Origin of the sequence: Muriicola sp. SD30 (assembly GCF_041205185.1) — a bacterium.
Lineage (GTDB): Bacteria > Bacteroidota > Bacteroidia > Flavobacteriales > Flavobacteriaceae > Muriicola.
Genome location: NZ_JBGEWB010000003.1, coordinates 527,344 through 544,643, shown reverse-complemented (window position 1 = coordinate 544,643; position 17,300 = coordinate 527,344). Strand labels below are relative to the sequence as shown.

At 43.5% G+C, this 17,300-nt stretch carries 15 protein-coding genes and 2 tRNA genes; 9 read left to right on the top strand and 8 right to left on the bottom strand.

Features of this window, described 5'->3' with window-relative positions:
- Position 1: 1 nt before the first annotated feature.
- Positions 2-682, bottom strand: a complete 681-nt coding sequence (folE, locus tag AB8P51_RS11480) for a GTP cyclohydrolase I FolE (protein WP_369748967.1) — start codon at positions 680-682, stop codon at positions 2-4.
- Positions 683-821: 139 nt separating this feature from the next.
- On the opposite strand from folE, the gene AB8P51_RS11475 reads away from it, so the two are divergent.
- Both AB8P51_RS11475 and AB8P51_RS11470 read left to right on the top strand, forming a co-directional pair.
- Positions 822-2,627 (top strand): T9SS type B sorting domain-containing protein, encoded by a 1,806-nt coding sequence (locus tag AB8P51_RS11475; RefSeq protein ID WP_369748966.1) that lies wholly within the window; start codon positions 822-824, stop codon positions 2,625-2,627.
- A 128-nt stretch (positions 2,628-2,755) separates the two neighbouring features.
- The gene (locus AB8P51_RS11470) at positions 2,756-4,168 is read left to right on the top strand and encodes a T9SS type B sorting domain-containing protein (protein ID WP_369748965.1); all 1,413 of its coding nucleotides are present in this window, start codon (positions 2,756-2,758) and stop codon (positions 4,166-4,168) included.
- Between the two features lie 48 nt (positions 4,169-4,216).
- Here the strand turns inward: AB8P51_RS11470 and AB8P51_RS11465 are convergent, their stop codons facing one another.
- Together AB8P51_RS11465 and AB8P51_RS11460 are read right to left on the bottom strand one after the other, a co-directional pair.
- Positions 4,217-5,725, bottom strand: a complete 1,509-nt coding sequence (locus AB8P51_RS11465; RefSeq protein ID WP_369748964.1) for an OmpP1/FadL family transporter — start codon at positions 5,723-5,725, stop codon at positions 4,217-4,219.
- A gap of 33 nt (positions 5,726-5,758) precedes the next feature.
- On the bottom strand, positions 5,759-7,138 hold the full coding sequence (locus AB8P51_RS11460) for a hypothetical protein (RefSeq protein ID WP_369748963.1): 1,380 nt from the start codon (positions 7,136-7,138) through the stop codon (positions 5,759-5,761).
- Positions 7,139-7,233: 95 nt separating this feature from the next.
- Here AB8P51_RS11460 and proS point away from each other — a divergent pair, with 95 nt between their 5' ends.
- From proS to rpsT, 4 genes are all read left to right on the top strand, one after another.
- Positions 7,234-8,709: a proline--tRNA ligase gene (gene proS, locus AB8P51_RS11455; protein ID WP_369748962.1), complete on the top strand. Its 1,476-nt coding sequence runs from the start codon at positions 7,234-7,236 to the stop codon at positions 8,707-8,709.
- A gap of 82 nt (positions 8,710-8,791) precedes the next feature.
- Positions 8,792-8,863: transfer RNA gene (locus tag AB8P51_RS11450), tRNA-Glu, on the top strand.
- A gap of 48 nt (positions 8,864-8,911) precedes the next feature.
- A tRNA-Glu gene (locus AB8P51_RS11445) sits at positions 8,912-8,983 on the top strand.
- Positions 8,984-9,031: 48 nt separating this feature from the next.
- Positions 9,032-9,283: a 30S ribosomal protein S20 gene (gene rpsT, locus AB8P51_RS11440; RefSeq protein WP_369748961.1), complete on the top strand. Its 252-nt coding sequence runs from the start codon at positions 9,032-9,034 to the stop codon at positions 9,281-9,283.
- Between the two features lie 136 nt (positions 9,284-9,419).
- Here the strand turns inward: rpsT and rho are convergent, their stop codons facing one another.
- On the bottom strand, positions 9,420-11,039 hold the full coding sequence (rho, locus tag AB8P51_RS11435; protein WP_369748960.1) for a transcription termination factor Rho: 1,620 nt from the start codon (positions 11,037-11,039) through the stop codon (positions 9,420-9,422).
- A gap of 190 nt (positions 11,040-11,229) precedes the next feature.
- Between rho and AB8P51_RS11430 the strand changes: the two genes are divergently transcribed.
- The gene (locus AB8P51_RS11430; RefSeq protein ID WP_369748959.1) at positions 11,230-11,640 is read left to right on the top strand and encodes a DUF4293 domain-containing protein; all 411 of its coding nucleotides are present in this window, start codon (positions 11,230-11,232) and stop codon (positions 11,638-11,640) included.
- A gap of 119 nt (positions 11,641-11,759) precedes the next feature.
- Here the strand turns inward: AB8P51_RS11430 and AB8P51_RS11425 are convergent, their stop codons facing one another.
- Positions 11,760-12,254, bottom strand: coding sequence for a metallophosphoesterase (locus tag AB8P51_RS11425; protein ID WP_369748958.1), 495 nt, complete (start codon positions 12,252-12,254; stop codon positions 11,760-11,762).
- Between the two features lie 41 nt (positions 12,255-12,295).
- Between AB8P51_RS11425 and truA the strand changes: the two genes are divergently transcribed.
- Both truA and AB8P51_RS11415 read left to right on the top strand, forming a co-directional pair.
- Positions 12,296-13,048, top strand: coding sequence for a tRNA pseudouridine(38-40) synthase TruA (gene truA / locus AB8P51_RS11420; RefSeq protein ID WP_369748957.1), 753 nt, complete (start codon positions 12,296-12,298; stop codon positions 13,046-13,048).
- Complete coding sequence (locus AB8P51_RS11415; RefSeq protein ID WP_369748956.1) at positions 13,041-14,807, top strand: ABC transporter ATP-binding protein; 1,767 nt, start codon at positions 13,041-13,043, stop codon at positions 14,805-14,807. Before truA ends, AB8P51_RS11415 begins: the two co-directional genes overlap by 8 nt.
- 14 nt (positions 14,808-14,821) lie before the next feature.
- Here the strand turns inward: AB8P51_RS11415 and AB8P51_RS11410 are convergent, their stop codons facing one another.
- The 3 genes from AB8P51_RS11410 to folP are packed head-to-tail and all read right to left on the bottom strand — an operon-like array spanning position 14,822 to position 17,253.
- Positions 14,822-15,589: a DUF3667 domain-containing protein gene (locus tag AB8P51_RS11410; protein WP_369748955.1), complete on the bottom strand. Its 768-nt coding sequence runs from the start codon at positions 15,587-15,589 to the stop codon at positions 14,822-14,824.
- A gap of 1 nt (position 15,590) precedes the next feature.
- On the bottom strand, positions 15,591-16,376 hold the full coding sequence (gene cdaA / locus AB8P51_RS11405) for a diadenylate cyclase CdaA (RefSeq protein WP_369748954.1): 786 nt from the start codon (positions 16,374-16,376) through the stop codon (positions 15,591-15,593).
- Positions 16,377-16,419: 43 nt separating this feature from the next.
- Positions 16,420-17,253 carry a dihydropteroate synthase gene (gene folP / locus AB8P51_RS11400; protein ID WP_369749157.1) on the bottom strand — a complete coding sequence of 278 codons (834 nt, stop codon included), beginning with the start codon at positions 17,251-17,253 and terminating at the stop codon, positions 16,420-16,422.
- Between the last annotated feature and the right edge of the window lie 47 nt (positions 17,254-17,300).

Here is a 17,300-nt window from a genome sequence, read left to right as displayed (position 1 = left end):
GTTAAAAGGTCGTATCCAGATTAATGTATTCCAAAAATTCCTTGCGTATGGCCTCTTCCTTAAATCGGCCACCGTATTCTGCGGTCACTGTACTGCTGTCCACATCCCGTATTCCCCTTGAATTAACACACAGATGCTTGGCGTCTATCACACAAGCGACGTCCTCAGTTCCCAGCACTTTTTGAAGTTCCCGAACAATCTGAATATTCATCCGTTCCTGAACCTGTGGTCTTTTTGCAAAGTAATCAACGATCCTGTTCATTTTGGAAAGGCCAACCACGGTTCCGGCAGATAAATACGCAATATGGGCTTTCCCTACTATAGGAAGCATGTGGTGCTCACAGGTAGAATATACAGTGATATTCTTCTCCACCAGCATTTCTCCATACTTGTACTTGTTTTTAAAGGTCGATGCTTTGGGCTTTCTTTTGGGATGTAAGCCACTGAACACTTCTTCCACATACATTTTTGCCACGCGCCTCGGGGTTCCTTTCAGACTGTCATCGTCCAGGTCGAGGCCAAGGGTTAACATAATGTCTCTTACACTGTCTTCTATGCGCTCAATTTTCTCTTCATCAGACAGGACAAAGGCATCAGGTCTTAAGGGGGTGTCTTCAGCTGAAGAACTGTGATCTTCCCCAACAGACTCAAAATGATCTTCCAAAGAACTCTTTATTTTCATTAAATCGGGTCTTAAACAAAGGGCAAAGATATACATAAAATGGCACTTTATGCGCCGTTACGGCCTATACACAACATAAATTAGTGTTAAGGTGACAGCTCCTTTATTTTAGGGATTTACATGTAAACCTTAGTCATTCATGAGAATACCTCTGGGTCTTCTTTGTATTTTCTTTGTTTTTATACTGAACAACGCAGCTGCTCAGGTTGCTGACGATTGCCTTAATGCGATTCCCATTTGCAATAACACTCCTGTTAATGGGGGGACCTCAGGCTATGGAACCGACGATTTTAACAATGCGCCTAACTCCGGATGTCTGGAACCTACCATAACAGGATTTATCGAATCCAATTCGGCCTGGTACAGATTCAGGACCAGTGCATCGGGTCAGCTTGGATTTAACATTGGCTTCGACACCTCCGAGGATTGGGATTTCGCCCTCTACAGGTCTTCGAGCTGTGCAGCGCTGGGGGACCCTATCCGATGTAATTTTTTTGATAACGGGGATGAAGATGCCTATATGGGCGTAGGGGAAGACCCTACAGGAAACACCGGCAATGTGCAATACGAAGACTGGATACAGGTAGCACCAGGCGAGGATTACTATCTCCTGATTAACAATTTCAGCAACAGTAATTCAGGGTTTTCTATCCAGTTTTCGGGCCAGATCTTTGTTACAAACCCAAATGATGCACTTGATTGTTCTATAATCAATAACCTGCTCGGCGCTCCCGTTGCAGCCTGCGATAACGAAACTGTCACTCTGGACGCAACAACAACCAATGCCCTCGGCTACACCTGGTATAGCGATACGGGAAGTGGTTATCAGGTTCTGGCCGGTGAAGTATCGCCCACATTGTCTGTAAATAGCTCCGCCATGTACAGGGTAAGAGTTAGTATGCCGGCACCCCCCGATATTATTAGTGACGTACAGGTGGCATTTTCTGTAGCCCCCGTCACCCATCCTCTTGCAGATGAAGCCCTATGCGTGGAAAACGGAACATTCAACCTGGAAGTAAAGGACACTGAAGCCCTGGGTCCACAAGATCCTGCAACACATCTGGTAAGTTATCACTCCACCTTTTCGGATGCAGATAATGGCCTGAATCCCCTTCCAAAATTACACACCATAAATTCGGGGAATGAAACGATCTATGTAAGAGTATCAAGTCTTGAGAATCCAAGATGTTACGATGCTTCTGAACAGTTTATTTTGGAAGGAGTAGTGACTCCTGTGCTCACTTTTGAGGATGAAGTCTTTATTTGTGAAAATACAGCCGGTGAGATCATAGGCGAGTTATTTCCGAACGCCCAATACACATATTCCTGGGATAGCGGGGAGACAACTCCCGGTATTTCGGTCACACAGGCTGGTAACTACACCCTCACAGTAACCAATACTACCGCAGGTTTGAATTGCTCGGCCAGCAGGACAGTGAGTGTATCGGTATCCGTACCCCCTGTAATTTCTGAGGTCCTGATCGATGATCTTCAGACCGCAAATACCGTAGAAATTGTAAATAATGTACCTGGAAACTTTGAGTATCAACTAGACACAGGGCCGTTTCAATCTTCCCCTGTTTTTAGGGAAGTAAGTCCGGGTATGCATACAGTTACCATCAACGACCTTAATGGATGTGGCACGGTAACAGACAATATTATTGTGGTGGGTTTTGCTACCTTTTTTACTCCCAACGGTGACGGATCAAACGATTTCTGGCAAATCGTGGGTATTGAAACACTGAGGGAACCCGTAGTACAGATTTTTGACAGGTACGGAAAACTACTTGCAGTTATGGAAGAGGATTATCTCGGATGGGATGGAACTTACAACGGTGCCCCTGTCCCTTCCACGGATTATTGGTTTAAGATTTCTTTTCTGGACGACAGTAACCAACGGGTGGAAGCCAGGTACATCAACAATCACTTCTCATTAAGACGATAATTCCCATACGGGTAACTAAGACCATCCGTTCATCGATTAAGAGTCAAAAAAGTAGGATGAAATTATACTAAATTTCCCCCCTCCCAGTTATACATACTGTTTAACCCTCGTTAAATAGCCCCATTTCTATGCAAAAATACCTTTGGTATACGGCTCTTGTCTTTTTTTGCACCGTTGGCCTGTTTGCTCAGAATTCTCCGGATTGCCGAAGTGCTATCCCTGTGTGCGCCGATGCTCCTATCCTCTCGTTTGCCGACGGGGGAGGGGATATAGACGATTTTGATCCTGATGTAATCAGGCAGAGTGGGTGTCTGGAAAAGGGTAGTGTAAGTTCTGCAAATATCGAGAACAACACTTCCTGGTACGTATTCCGGGCAGGAACACGGGGGCAGATCGGATTCGATATTGAAGCCCTTCCGGGAACCAGTGGAACAGTAACGGCTGAATGGGATTTTGCCTTATACGGGCCTGATGCGGATTGTGGGAGTATCAGTAATGGAACTGCCCAGCCTATACGATGTAATTATGAGGTTAATGACACCAATTTTACCGGGATCGGAGTAAATCCCGAAAATGGTCAGGAAGGTGCTCCGAACCTTACCGGCAGTCAGAATACCTACGATGAATGGCTCATTGTGGAAGAGGGTGAGATCTATTACCTTCTGATCAATAATTTTAATACCAATTTTGACGGGGATCCGGAACCTTTTTCTCTGACCTTTACAGGGTATTCGGTAGATCAGGACCAGAATACTGCTCTCGATTGTACTTTGAGAGATGAATTCCTGGGTCTGGATATTGTGGCCTGTGAGGGCGACCCCGATATAGTACTGAGTGCACTGAATTCGCCTGCCGGACCGGATATTGCCAATGTCACCTGGAGCGTAGATTACGAAGATGACGGGGTTATAGACCAGGTATTGGCTTCAGGGCCTGCAGAGACCACATATACTGTTACAAGCCCAAATTCAGGGCGCTATTTTGTTGAAATCATTACCAATCTGGCTACCACCATTACTGATGACATCCTGATCACATTTTACGGCACTCCTGTTTTACAGGAAGTGGTTATCCTCGATGATCTTTCGGATAGCAACAATATTGAAATAATCGTAGACGGAAACGGCAGCTATGAATACGCTATCAATGGGGGAGATTTCCAGGATTCAGCTATTTTTTACGATGTCCCTCCGGGTGAGAACACGGTAATTATAAATGACAAAAACGGCTGTGGTACTACCAATCCTATTCCATTTCTGGTAGTAGGTTACCCCAAATTCTTTACTCCTAACGGGGACGGTATTCACGACGCCTGGAATATTCTTGGAATTGAGACCCTCACAGACCCTGTAGTCTTCATCTTTGACCGTTACGGAAAGTTGCTAAAGCAACTGGATGAAACAACTATTGGATGGGATGGTACGTTCAATGGCCGACCTATGCCTTCTTCTGATTATTGGTTCCGGCTGGATTATTCTCGCGATGAACAGGGGATAGTAGTGGCAAATACCATCAGGACACACTTTTCCCTGGTTCGATAAAAAAAGCCGGCTTCCACCGGCTCTTTCTTATTTCAATTATACAATTTCTTAGAGGTTGAGCGTATAGCCCAATAAGATGTTTGTATTGATATTGTTTACTAAAGAAGGAGAAGGGAATCCAGTAGAAAACAATTGCGACTGAGCATTTTGTTCGGATCTGCTAAAAGCCAGGTCGAGTCTGCTTCCGCCAAAATTAAAGCCTAGTCCGAAAGAGACTGCCTCAAGATCACCAATGGTCACTCCGTCGACATAGGGACTACTTTCAAAACGATAACCTCCCCGGAGGCTCACGTTATCGATTCTGTATTCTCCCCCGATTCTATATGTATTCACTACGCCCAATTGAGCTGCTATAAAGCTGTTTTCATCACTAAAGCTGGGATCAGACAAAGGCCTTAATTCTGCCTGGGACATATCCTGGTGGCCGTAATCAAAACTCAGTAATCCCTGGGGTCCGAAAACAATTGCCAGGCTCCCGGTGAGTTTTGAAGGGGTTTTTATGGTGTATTCTTCAAATAGATTCACCACATTAAAATCGATAAACCCAATCTCAGAATCTGCCAAATCTGAATTGATCCGCTGAGAAGTGTCATCCAGAAGTCGGTACCAGGTAGGTGATTGGTAACTACCTCCCAGGCGAACGTTTTCATTTAAGAGGGCAATAGCTCCGAGGCTAAAGGAAAAACCGGAGCCTTCGGTACGCAGGTAGTTATCAAAATTCACGAATTGAATCTCAGAACCGGCGTCATATCCTGTTTCTGTAAATTCGGTATACTGATCGTAAAAAACGGTGTGAAAATTCAGGGAGGCCCCTATAAACAGGTTTTGTTGATATTGCCCTGAGAAATTCATGGTGAGTTTGCTGTTATACCCGTTGGTCCTTTTAAAATATTCCTGATCAACTGTATTATATTGGGCATTAGAAACATAGGCCGTATTGTTATTATCCGATTCATCTACCGGATCAATAATTCCTCCATAGTATCCTAAAAAGGCCTGTTGCTCCCTGAATCCCAGGTTGGCACCGATATCGAGATAGGCTTCTTCAATGAATTCCCCATCCTGTATCTGAAGTGGGCCAAAAGGCACTCCATTCGCAAAGTTCAGGAAGTAATTGTCTATCCCCTGATTACTGTTCCCGAAGGTATAGACTTCGTTGTCGAAATTCCTGGCCATATCATAATTAATCGCCAGGGCTATTTTCTGCCAGGGGGAGTTAGAATTTCTACTATTAAAGACAAATACGCCTCCCAATTGATTGATGTCTAAAGAATTACGCACCTCGGAACCTAAAGAACCAAAATAGGTAGATTCGTTGTTCTGGTGATAATTTGCTCCGGTAATAGTAAAGAGACTATTGGCAAAAACGGAGGATCCGGCAGGGTTAATGTTTAATGCCGACATATCGCCACCCAGGGCCCCAAAAGCGCCGGCCATTCCTTGAAAACGGGCCGTTCCCTGTAGATTCTCTGTACTGTACCTGAGTACGTCATCAATGTTCTGAGCCGTTGCGGTAAGGCATAACAAACCCGTAATGAACGTTAGAAATTTTTTCATTGTCCTGTCTTTTATTTATTGAACGTAAAAGGATTATTGGTTTCTTCCGCCCCTGCTTCCTGATGATCTGCCACCAGAAGATCTGCCGGATGATCTGCTACTTCCACTGGAACTGCTTCTTACACTCCCACTGGAGGATCGTCCACTACTTGAACTCCTGTAGCTTCCGGAGCTGCGACTGCTGCTTCCTGAACTTCGGTAGTTACCAGAACTCCTAGAACTTCTGGAGGATCCAGAGCTTCTGTAAGCACCATTGCTCCGTGAACTCCTTGTGCTTGAAGATCTGTAGCCTGAAGATCGCTGCTGGGACCCGGAAGACCTGTAAGATCTAGATGAAGGTCTCGTTACATTTCCACTGCTTCTTCGATAAATATTACTTCTTGATGCAGAATTTCCGCTGTATCTGTTTTGTGCAGAACTACGGTTGTAGTTCGGGGAAACCCGGGAGCTCCTGCTTGTTCGGTAACTCCTGTTTCTGCTGATAGCGTCTGTACTTACAGAACGTCTCGCTGTGGTTCCTCCCCTGTAAGCAGAGGATCTGCGAGCTGTACTTCGTGATGAAATATTCGATCTGCCACTGTTATTTCTCAAACGTGTACTTCCACTTCGGGTGTTAAGGTTAGACCTTCCCCTTAATGAATTTGAAGTAATAGTATTCCTGTTGTAATATCCTCTACGGGAGTTGTTAAAGGCGTATTGGTTATAACCACGTCCAAATCTGTTATAGCCGTAGTAGGGATATCCAAAGCGATTGTATCCATTCCAGCCCCAGTTGTTCCATCCTCCCCAACCGTAATTCCAGGCCCAGGCACCACCCCAGCCCCAGTTATTCCAGCCAAAGCCTCCCCAGCCCCAGTTGTTCCAGCCGCCACCCCAGCCGTAATTCCAGCCCCAGCCCCAAGAATTTCTCCATCTCCACGGACTGTATAAACCACCGTAGTACCAGCCACTAGCGCCCCAGAATGGGTCTGCCCAAATCGGGTTCCAGCCCCAGTTGTCGTTAAAATTAATGGAAATATTGGTTGGATTATCTCCCCACCCGGGATTTCCGGCATAGGTGTTATTATTGTCAAAATAATTCTCATTCTCTATAAAATCGAGACTGTCATTCTCTACCCCACTGTAGTATTCATCAACATCCGTAAAGATCTCATTTTCCATGAAATCGTCGATTTCCTCAGCCTTACGCCCGAAGTAATCTCCGTAGATACCATCTTCGTTCTGCTTTGGTGCTTTCTGAACTGTAGTTCTCGGAGTAGTGTAGACTGTTTGTCTTTCAACTCCGGAAGGGTATATTCCGTCATTATCGTAATACGATGCCTGCTGATACGATCCACAGGAGACCATCCCAAAGCCTAGAAGACCCAGGACAATCATATTGATGGTTTTTGGTCGGGGTAAGGAATCTATCATGAGTATAAATTTATATTGTTGAACATATTAAAAATAGTTAGTTTTGCCCAACTATTCTTGATAATTGATACAAGTTTTGTGCCAAAGTACATAAGATGGGAAAAAAATTAACGACGCGATCCGAGGATTATTCCAAGTGGTATAACGAGCTCGTAGTAAAGGCTGATCTGGCTGAAAATTCTGGTGTGAGGGGTTGTATGGTGATCAAACCATATGGCTTCGCTATCTGGGAAAAAATGCAGGCGGGATTGGATAAGATGTTTAAGGAAACAGGTCATGAGAATGCCTATTTTCCCATTTTTATCCCAAAATCGTATCTCAGTAAAGAAGCCAGTCATGTAGAAGGTTTTGCCAAGGAATGTGCTGTAGTTACACATTACAGGCTCAAGAATGCCGAGGACGGGAGTGGTATAGTGGTTGATCCTGAGGCGAAGCTGGAAGAAGAACTCATTGTACGCCCTACCTCTGAAACAATTATCTGGGATACCTACAGACGCTGGATTCAATCCTACAGAGATCTACCACTGCTAATCAACCAATGGGCCAATGTGGTGCGCTGGGAAATGCGTACACGTCTTTTTTTAAGAACCGCTGAATTTTTATGGCAGGAAGGACATACAGCTCATGCTACCAAAGATGAAGCCGTAAAAGAGGCTGAGACCATACTGGATATCTATTCGGAATTTGCAGAAGAGCATATGGCTGTACCGGTGATTAAGGGCACAAAAACTGAAGGAGAACGCTTTGCCGGGGCTGTGGAAACCTATTGCATAGAAGCCCTGATGCAGGATGGAAAAGCCCTGCAGGCCGGGACTTCTCATTTCCTTGGGCAGAATTTTGCCAAGGCATTTGACGTAAAATTTGCTAACAAAGAGGGGAAACAGGATTACGTATGGGCTACTTCCTGGGGCGTTTCTACCCGACTAGTGGGTGCCCTCATCATGACGCACAGTGATGATAACGGACTGGTACTACCCCCAAAACTGGCTCCCATACAGGTGGCAATTATACCTATCTACAAAGGGTTGGAACAATTAGAGATCATCTCTGAAAAGGTATTGCCTCTGGTAAAAGAGCTGAGGTCTAAAGGGATTTCAGTAAAGTTCGATAATAGGGATACACATAAGCCCGGATTTAAATTCAATGAATACGAATTAAAGGGAGTGCCGGTTCGTCTTGCAATCGGGCAGCGTGATCTGGAGAATGACACTTATGAAGTTGCACGGCGGGATACCCTTGAAAAGGAGACCGTGGGAGCTTCGGGAATAGTAAGTCACATTGAAAAGCTGCTGCGTGATATACAGGAGAACATATACAAAAAAGCTCTTAACTACAGGGAGGAGCATATTACCCCGGTAGATTCTTATGAGGAGTTTAAGCAACTTCTTGAATCTAAAGGCGGATTCTTCCTCGCTCATTGGGACGGAACCGCAGCAACTGAAGAAAAAATAAAAGAAGAGACGAAAGCCACCATTCGCTGTATCCCTCTGGGTGACAAGAAGGAGGAAGGGAGTTGTATGGTCACCGGTAAGCCAAGCCAACAAAGAGTACTCTTCGCTAAGGCCTATTAAACAGCCTATTAAAAAATAATGAGAGGGGGTTGCGGTAGTAAAAAATAATTGTATTTTTGCATCCGCAATTGCACTAAGCTTTGGCCCGTTCGTCTAGGGGTTAGGACGCCAGGTTTTCATCCTGGTAACAGGGGTTCGATTCCCCTACGGGCTACTAAAATTGATCGTGCTTTGGAAAAAGCAGGATTAGGGTTATTAATTTGGCCCGTTCGTCTAGGGGTTAGGACGCCAGGTTTTCATCCTGGTAACAGGGGTTCGATTCCCCTACGGGCTACAGGTAGACTGTCGGAAAAGGCAGATAAAAAATATAATTAATAGAAAGATGGCAAATCACAAGTCGGCATTAAAGAGAATCAGAAGGAACGAAGCAGTGCGCCTGCGTAACAGGTATCAGCACAAAACCACTCGTAACGCAATCAAGAAGTTACGAAGTGAAACAGATAAGAAAAAGGCGAATGCCTTATTGCCTTCAGTGATCAGTATGATCGATAAACTGGCTAAGAGAAACATCATTCACGATAATAAAGCGGCCAACCTTAAGAGTAAGCTTACGAAAATGGTAGCTACCTTATAAGCTAGTCACTAATAATATTTTGATAAAAACCCGGCCTTTTGCCGGGTTTTTTGTTTTCTAAATATCCGTTTGCAGGCAAAAAAAATCCCGGAACACATTATGCCGCGTTCCGGGATTTTATATCTGGAAGATTTCCTTACTGACTCATGGTCATCAGGAATTCTTCATTGTTTTTGGTCTGTTTGATACGCTGCTCCATAAATTCCATGGCCTCAATAGGGTTCATATCGGCCAGATACTTTCGCATGATCCACATCCTCTGGATAGTATTTTCGTCTAGTAACAGGTCGTCCCTTCTTGTTGAAGAAGAGATTAGATCGATAGCAGGGAAGATTCTCCTGTTGCTGATTCGCCTATCTAACTGCAGTTCCATATTCCCTGTTCCCTTGAACTCTTCAAAGATTACCTCATCCATCTTGGAACCGGTTTCTGTAAGTGCCGTCGCAATGATCGTAAGCGATCCCCCGTTCTCGATATTCCTGGCTGCTCCAAAGAAACGCTTAGGTTTGTGTAGGGCATTGGCGTCAACACCTCCACTTAATACCTTTCCGGAAGCCGGCTGAACCGTGTTGTATGCTCTGGCCAATCGAGTGATAGAATCGAGCAGTATCACTACATCATGCCCGCATTCAACAAGTCGTTTTGCCTTCTCGAGTACAATATTAGCTACTCTTACGTGTTCCGTGGCTTCTTTGTCAAAGGTAGAAGCTACCACTTCGCCTCGTACATTCCGCTGCATATCCGTAACCTCTTCAGGTCGTTCATCTATTAGTAGGATGATCTGATATACCTCCGGATGGTTTGCCGCAATAGCGTTCGCAACATCCTTTAATAACATGGTTTTTCCCGTCTTGGGTTGGGAAACAATCATTCCTCTTTGTCCTTTACCTATAGGGGAGAACAAATCGATGATCCTCGTTGAAATGTTGCTTTGCCTTTCAGCAAGCTTAAATTTTTCTTTTGGGAAGAGAGGGGTAAGGTGTTCAAAGGCAACTCTGTCGCGAACTACCTGGGGATCCTGTCCATTGATTTTATTCACCTTAATTAATGGGAAATACTTTTCCCCTTCTTTTGGGGGCCTTACATTACCCAATACTGTATCTCCTGTCTTTAAGCCGAAAAGTCGGATCTGCGACTGGGATACATAAATATCATCAGGAGATGATAGATAATTGTAGTCAGAAGACCTGAGGAATCCATACCCATCCTGCATGATGTCAAGAACACCTTCACTTGCTATGATGCTGTCAAATTCGTACTCAGGTTGCTTGTATTTGTTTTTCAGGTCTTTGTCGTAGTTGCTCGACTTTTTATCCTGTCCGTTATTCTGGTGATGCTTTTTAGGTGCACCCTGCGCCTTGGAAGTGTTCGCAGAATGTTCTTTTTTTGGATGTTCCTTTCGGGGATGTTCTTTTTTCGGGTGTTCTTTTTTTACCGTTTCTTCCCCTTTGTCCTTGGTTATGGGTTCTCTTTGTTTCTGAGCAGGTCTGGTATCTTTCGCATCAGGGGAACCATCATTCCTACTATTTTTAGGTCTTGGTTTAGGGCTTCGTTCTCTTGAACGGGCCTTTGGGGCAGAACCTTCTACCACTTCTGCGGTCTCTTTAACCATCTTTGGGTTACTGGCCTGCAGATCCAGGATTTGATAAACAAGATCTAATTTTTTTAGACTCTTGTATTTTGGAACTTTTAGAGTTTCGGCAATCTTCTGAAGCTCAGGTAGCTTCATTGCCTTTAAATCGGAAATCTCAAACATTGAGTTTTGAATAAGTTAAACGTGGTTATAAAATTTTGAAGTATTTGTTACTTGGGTTTACATGGGAATGAGATCCCAGTGGGTAAGTACTATCAAGTATAACATGGTAAAATTACAAAATATTTTCATTAATTCGCCTTTAATTTTTAAAAAGACCTTTATTTTTGCAGCGCGAACTAACAATGTCACAATGATTCAACGTATTCAGACTCTTTATATGGTTGCCGTAATCCTTCTGGGAGCGGTTCTGCCATTTTGGGTTGCATTGTGGACTGATGCTCAGGGAATTGTAGTTTTTGCAAAGAATGAAATCGCGATTTCGATAGCTTTTTACGGTTCGGCTGTGCTGGCAGCTCTGGCTATTTTCAGGTACAGGGATAGGAAAAGCCAGTTTGTTCTGAACCGACTAAATATGATACTTAATCTTTTTTTACTGGGATTTTTCGTTTACCGGTCGCTAAACTTATCCGGAGAGACTTTGGTCTCTGAGAAGGGTATTGGGATGTTGATTCCTGTATTTTCTATCGTTTTTCTGGTCCTGGCCAACAGGGCTATCAAAAAGGATGAGGATCTTGTAAAATCTGTTGACCGCTTACGTTAAACCTAACATCTTAGTAGTATTAGTGCGTGAAACCCCGGTTGCCATACCGGGGTTTTTTGTTTTTTGTATCGATTGGACGAGCCCAATGTTATTTTAATTTATAGGAAACTTCACCTTCTTCAGCGCTTACCGAGCTCTATTACTTCCAGTTTCTGTATTTCCTTTTTATCTATTTCAAAGCGGAGCATGGTTCTCATCTGATGAAAACCCTGCTTTCCACAAGCTCCTGGGTTCATATGTAGTAAATTCAGCTTTTTGTCCCACATTACCTTAAGAATATGAGAATGACCGCTGATAAATAATTTAGGAGGATTTTTAGCGATCTGTTGTTTAATCCGGGGACTATATCGGTTGGGATAACCTCCGATGTGCGTGATCCACACATCAACCTCTTCACAAAAAAAACGCTGATCTAAGGGATATTCGCCCTGTATCATCGCATTGTCAATATTTCCATGCACAGCTTTTAATGGTCTTATTGCAGCCAGCTTATCTGCAACTTCTATGGTGCCTATATCTCCGGCATGCCAGACTTCATCAGCTTGCCCGACATATTTAAGAATTGAATCATCTAAATACCCATGGGTGTCTGAAAGCAATAAGATTTTGGTCATGAAAGGGGTATATTTGTGCCAGACAAAAATAGGATTTCACCTTGAGATATTTTATTGAATTTTCATATAACGGAAAAGCTTATCACGGATGGCAAAGACAGCCCAAAGCTCGGAGTATTCAGCAGACTATGGAAGAGGCCATATCTACACTGCTAAGGGCAGAGGTGCAACTAGTAGGAGCGGGTAGGACCGATGCCGGGGTGCATGCAAGGCAACTTTTTGCTCACTTTGATATCGACAATAAACTGGAATCGGCTGAATTGGTGCACAGACTCAATGCTTTTCTTCCAGAGGATATTGCTGTTCGCGAAATCAGGGAGGTGTTACCAAAAGCCCATGCACGATTCGATGCCCTTGAACGTACTTATGAATACCGAGTGGTCCTGCGAAAAGATCCTTTTTCCTCAGATTGGGCCCATTACATTCACCTTCCCCTTGATATAGAAGCGATGAATCTTGCATCAGCGGAGTTGTTGAAGCACAGCGATTTCGAATGCTTTTCAAAATCAAATACAGATGTAAAGACATATGTCTGTCGCCTAAAAGAAGCAAACTGGAGAAGAGAAGGCGACACCCTGATTTTTACCATTACCGCAGACCGCTTTCTGAGGAATATGGTCAGGGCTGTAGTAGGCACCTTGCTTGATGTGGGTCTTGGGAAATCTACAGTTGAGAATGTTAATAGTATTATAAAAAGCAAAGACAGGGGGGAAGCCGGCGTTTCAGTGCCTGCAAAAGGGTTATATTTGATGAAGATTAGATATCCCGATACCCTATTTCAACTACATGGATAAGGAAACAGGCAAAGCCTTTGACTATAATTTATTTAAACGATTACTCGCCCAGACAAGGCCGTACAGACTCACTTTTTACGGTGTTGCTTTAGCGGGTATCCTACTTACTTTTTTTGCTGTCCTTACTCCCTACATTCTAAGGAATATTATCGATGACGCCATCAATGTAAGGGATATGGATAAGTTGTTGGTTTTATCCTTTGCCATGCTTGGTGTACTTGTAGGACAGGTAGTATTTCAACTGCTGTTTAACTATTACGCCAACTGGCTTGGAGAGTCGGTAATTAAGGATATCAGGATTCTGTTGTTTAAAAGGATGCTGGGATTCAGGATGAAGTATTTCGACAATTCTTCCATTGGTGTTTTGGTGACCAGAGCAGTTGCCGATATGCAAAGGATAGGTGAGATCTTTAGTCAGGGATTTTTCACCATCGTATCCGACTTGCTCAAGATGCTTGCCGCAGCCAGTATGATGCTCTGGATGAACTGGAGGTTGTCGTTACTCGTATTTGCCATACTCCCCATTATCCTATACGCAACGCGCCTCTTTCAAAAGGCCATGAAAGTCACCTTTATTGAAGTCAGGGCACAGGTTTCTAACCTCAATTCCTTTGTGCAGGAACGTCTAACAGGGATGAAGATCGTCCAATTATTCACCCGGGAAAAAATTGAAAGTGACAAATTCAGGGAGATCAATGAAAAACACCAGAATGCCTGGCTGAAGACGGTCTGGTATAATTCTTTCTTTTTTCCAGTAGCAGAGATCGTTACCTCTATTGCCATAGGTCTGGTAGTCTGGTATGGTGGACTTCAGAATATCGCGAATATCGATGTAGACATCGCCGGAACCATTTTTGCCTTTATTCTCTATATAGAAATGCTTTTCAGGCCATTGAGGCAAATTGCGGATAAATTCAACACCCTTCAGATGGGAATGGTTGCTGCCAACCGGGTATTTAAGATACTGGATACGGATAGCAGAATTCAGGATGATGGCACCGTACAGAAAACTCCGGTAGCCGGAGACATAAGTTTTAAGGATGTACGATTCGGATACCTCGAAGACGAAGAAGTATTACATGGGATTTCTTTCGATGTCAAGGCCGGAGAAACCGTAGCCATCGTGGGCGCTACAGGGGCGGGGAAATCAACCATCATCAACCTGCTCAACCGATTTTACGAGATCAACAGCGGTTGCATCAGCGTCGATGGGATTGATATCCGAGATTTTACGCTGGCCTCCTTGCGAAAGAATATTGCCATTGTACTACAGGATGTTTTTCTGTTTGCCGATACGATTGCGAATAATATTACCCTAAAAGATGAGTCCATCTCCAAAGCGACCATAGAAGAGGCAGCAGAACGTATTGGGGTTCACGAATTTATCAACTCACTACCAGAAGGGTACGACTATAACGTAAAGGAAAGAGGAACGATGTTGTCAAGCGGGCAGCGTCAGCTTATCGCTTTCCTCAGGGCCTATGTCATCAATCCCAGTATTCTTGTGCTAGACGAGGCTACATCCTCCGTGGATACTTACACAGAAAAACTGATACAAAAGGCTACAGACAAGATCACAGAAGGCCGAACCTCCATCATCATCGCTCATCGCCTGGCTACCATAAAGAAGGCAGACAAGATCATTGTAATGGATGCCGGACAGATCGTAGAGATCGGTACGCATAAGGAACTCCTTAAGAAAGGTGGGTATTACAGCAAACTCTACGAAGCCCAGTTCCTGGCGGAAGAAGTGGCTTAAGTTGTTTCTTTTTTTTATCCCTTTGGCATATAATCTTCCAATGTTATTACACCGGATAGCAGAAAAATTATATTCAAAAGGATGCCCAGAGCAAAAAATCCCAGACCAAAACCAAAGAAAAAAAGTAGGGTCCTAAGCCAATAGAAACCATGGATTTTTGAAGCTACATATATGGCATACAATGCCATCAAAGCAATGATAGGGAAAGACAGGTCGAAATAATAATCCGGAGCCAGTAGGAGAATAATCAGAGTAACTGGTGTTGTGAAAATGCTATAATGGCCCAAACTATAAGTACCCTGAACTAGATATTCTGACAAAAGATAACTTTTCCTATTGTAGACTACCCATCCGACCAGAGTAACGACGGGGATATAGAGTAAGAAAAGGAAGGAGTTGAAATCCATAGAAACCAGCATCATTTTTCGTGCTAATTCAGGATCGAAGTTATCAAATGGCAAATCAAAATTAATTTTATCTAAGAAGTACTTCCGAAGTAAAAACAAGAGAAGTCCCGATAAAGTAAGGGCAATACCCATATAGCTGATGGGATCCATATACTTTTTCCTAACCCCGGAAATATAACCATCAACTACAAGATGAGGCCTGAAGAAAAGATCTTTAAATGTCCGGAAAAAATTGTTGTCCAGATTTAAGACTCTTTCTTTAAAATCATTCCATAAATTTTTGAAAGTAAGTCGGTTGCGCATAACTTTTGCACCGCAACTATGGCAAAAGTTTTCATCAGTTTGTAACTGTATCTGGCAATTCTTGCAATTCATTTTATTGAAGGTCTTTTTTCAGAAGAGTTTCCAGTTCTTTAATGTCTTTATACATAATGAATTCCCCGTTTTTGATATACGAAATACTTCCGGTCTCTTCACTGATCACAAGGGCAAGGGCATCTGTTTTTTCAGTGATTCCTATAGCAGCCCTGTGGCGCAGTCCGAATCTCAAAGGGATATTTCGCTCCTGAGACAAGGGGAGTATTACCCGGGTAGCTATAATGCGATTTCCCCTCAGGATGGCAGCCCCATCGTGAAGCGGACTGTTCTTAAAGAAGATACTTTCGAGCAGAGGGAGATTAACCTCCGCATTCATTTTATCGCCTGAAGATTTGATAAAATCAAGGGAATTGTTGCGTTCAATGACAAGGATAGCCCCGGTTCTGCTCTTAGACATTTTTTCAGCGGCCTCGAGCACTACTCCAATATTCAGATCAGGAATAATCCCATCCTGCTTAAGCCAACTAAAGCGTTTTCCTAAAGTGCGTTTGTTGGCCAGATTTGTTGAGCCGATCATCAGCAGGAATTTCCTTATCTCCTGCTGGAACACAACAATTAATGCGATCAGTCCTACCTGCATAAATCCGCCTACCACACTACTGATCATCTTCATCCCTAGAAGCTGGGTGAATTTCCAGAAAGCCCACACAAAAACAATTCCCAGAAAGATATTTACCGCGGCAGTACCCCGGACTAATTTATAGATATAGTAAAGAAGGATGGCGACAAGAAGGATGTCTAACAGGTCTGTAATCTTAAAATCCAGAAAATTTAGAAAGTCCAATCCAGTCGTTTTTGTAAAATTAGAAAAAATAGTCTATTCGCAGCTATGATGTCGGTGCGTTAAGTTGATTATAAAGGCTGATACATTCCATTGCTTCTTTAACATCGTGTACTCTCAGTAAATTAGCCCCTCCCTGCAAGGCGATCATATTTAGAGCCGTAGTGCCGTTTAGGGCTTCGTCTGGCGAAATACCCAAGACTTTGTAGATCATCGACTTTCTGCTGAGTCCGGCAAGAACAGGAACGCCAAATGTCTTCAAAAGTGCAAACTTCCGTAGCAGCTCGAAATTCTGACTGATATTCTTGGCAAAACCAAAACCGGGATCAATAACTATATCGTGGATGCCAAAGGTCTTGGCGGTCGCAATTCTTTCAGAGAAGTAAAAACGTATGTCTTCTAACAGGTCTTTATACGTATTCTTCTCCTTCATAGTCTGTGGTGTTCCCTGCATATGCATCATAATATAAGGCACTCTTGCTTCAGCCACCGTTTCCATCATATGAGGATCGAGTTTACCCGCGGAGATATCATTGACAAGAGCAGCCCCTTCTTCCAGGCATTGTCTTGCTACTTCACTTCTGAAAGTGTCTGTACTGATCAGGATTTCTGGGAAGTTTTTTATCAGGAGTTTTACTACAGGAACAATACGATTTAGCTCCTCTTTTACCGGAATATCCTTTGCACCGGGACGTGAACTATAAGCTCCGACATCGATAAACGTAGCTCCTTCCTGAAGCATTTTTTCAGTTTGTGAGAGAATGCTCTTTTCTTCTTTGTACCTCCCCCCGTCGTAGAAGGAATCGGGAGTTAAGTTTAAGACGCCCATTACCCTGGGTTTTGTGAGGTCTATTAAGGTTCCTTTGCAGTTTAATGTCATCATTGGAGGGCAGCCTTTGATCTGCGAGAATTCATTTTGCCGATTTA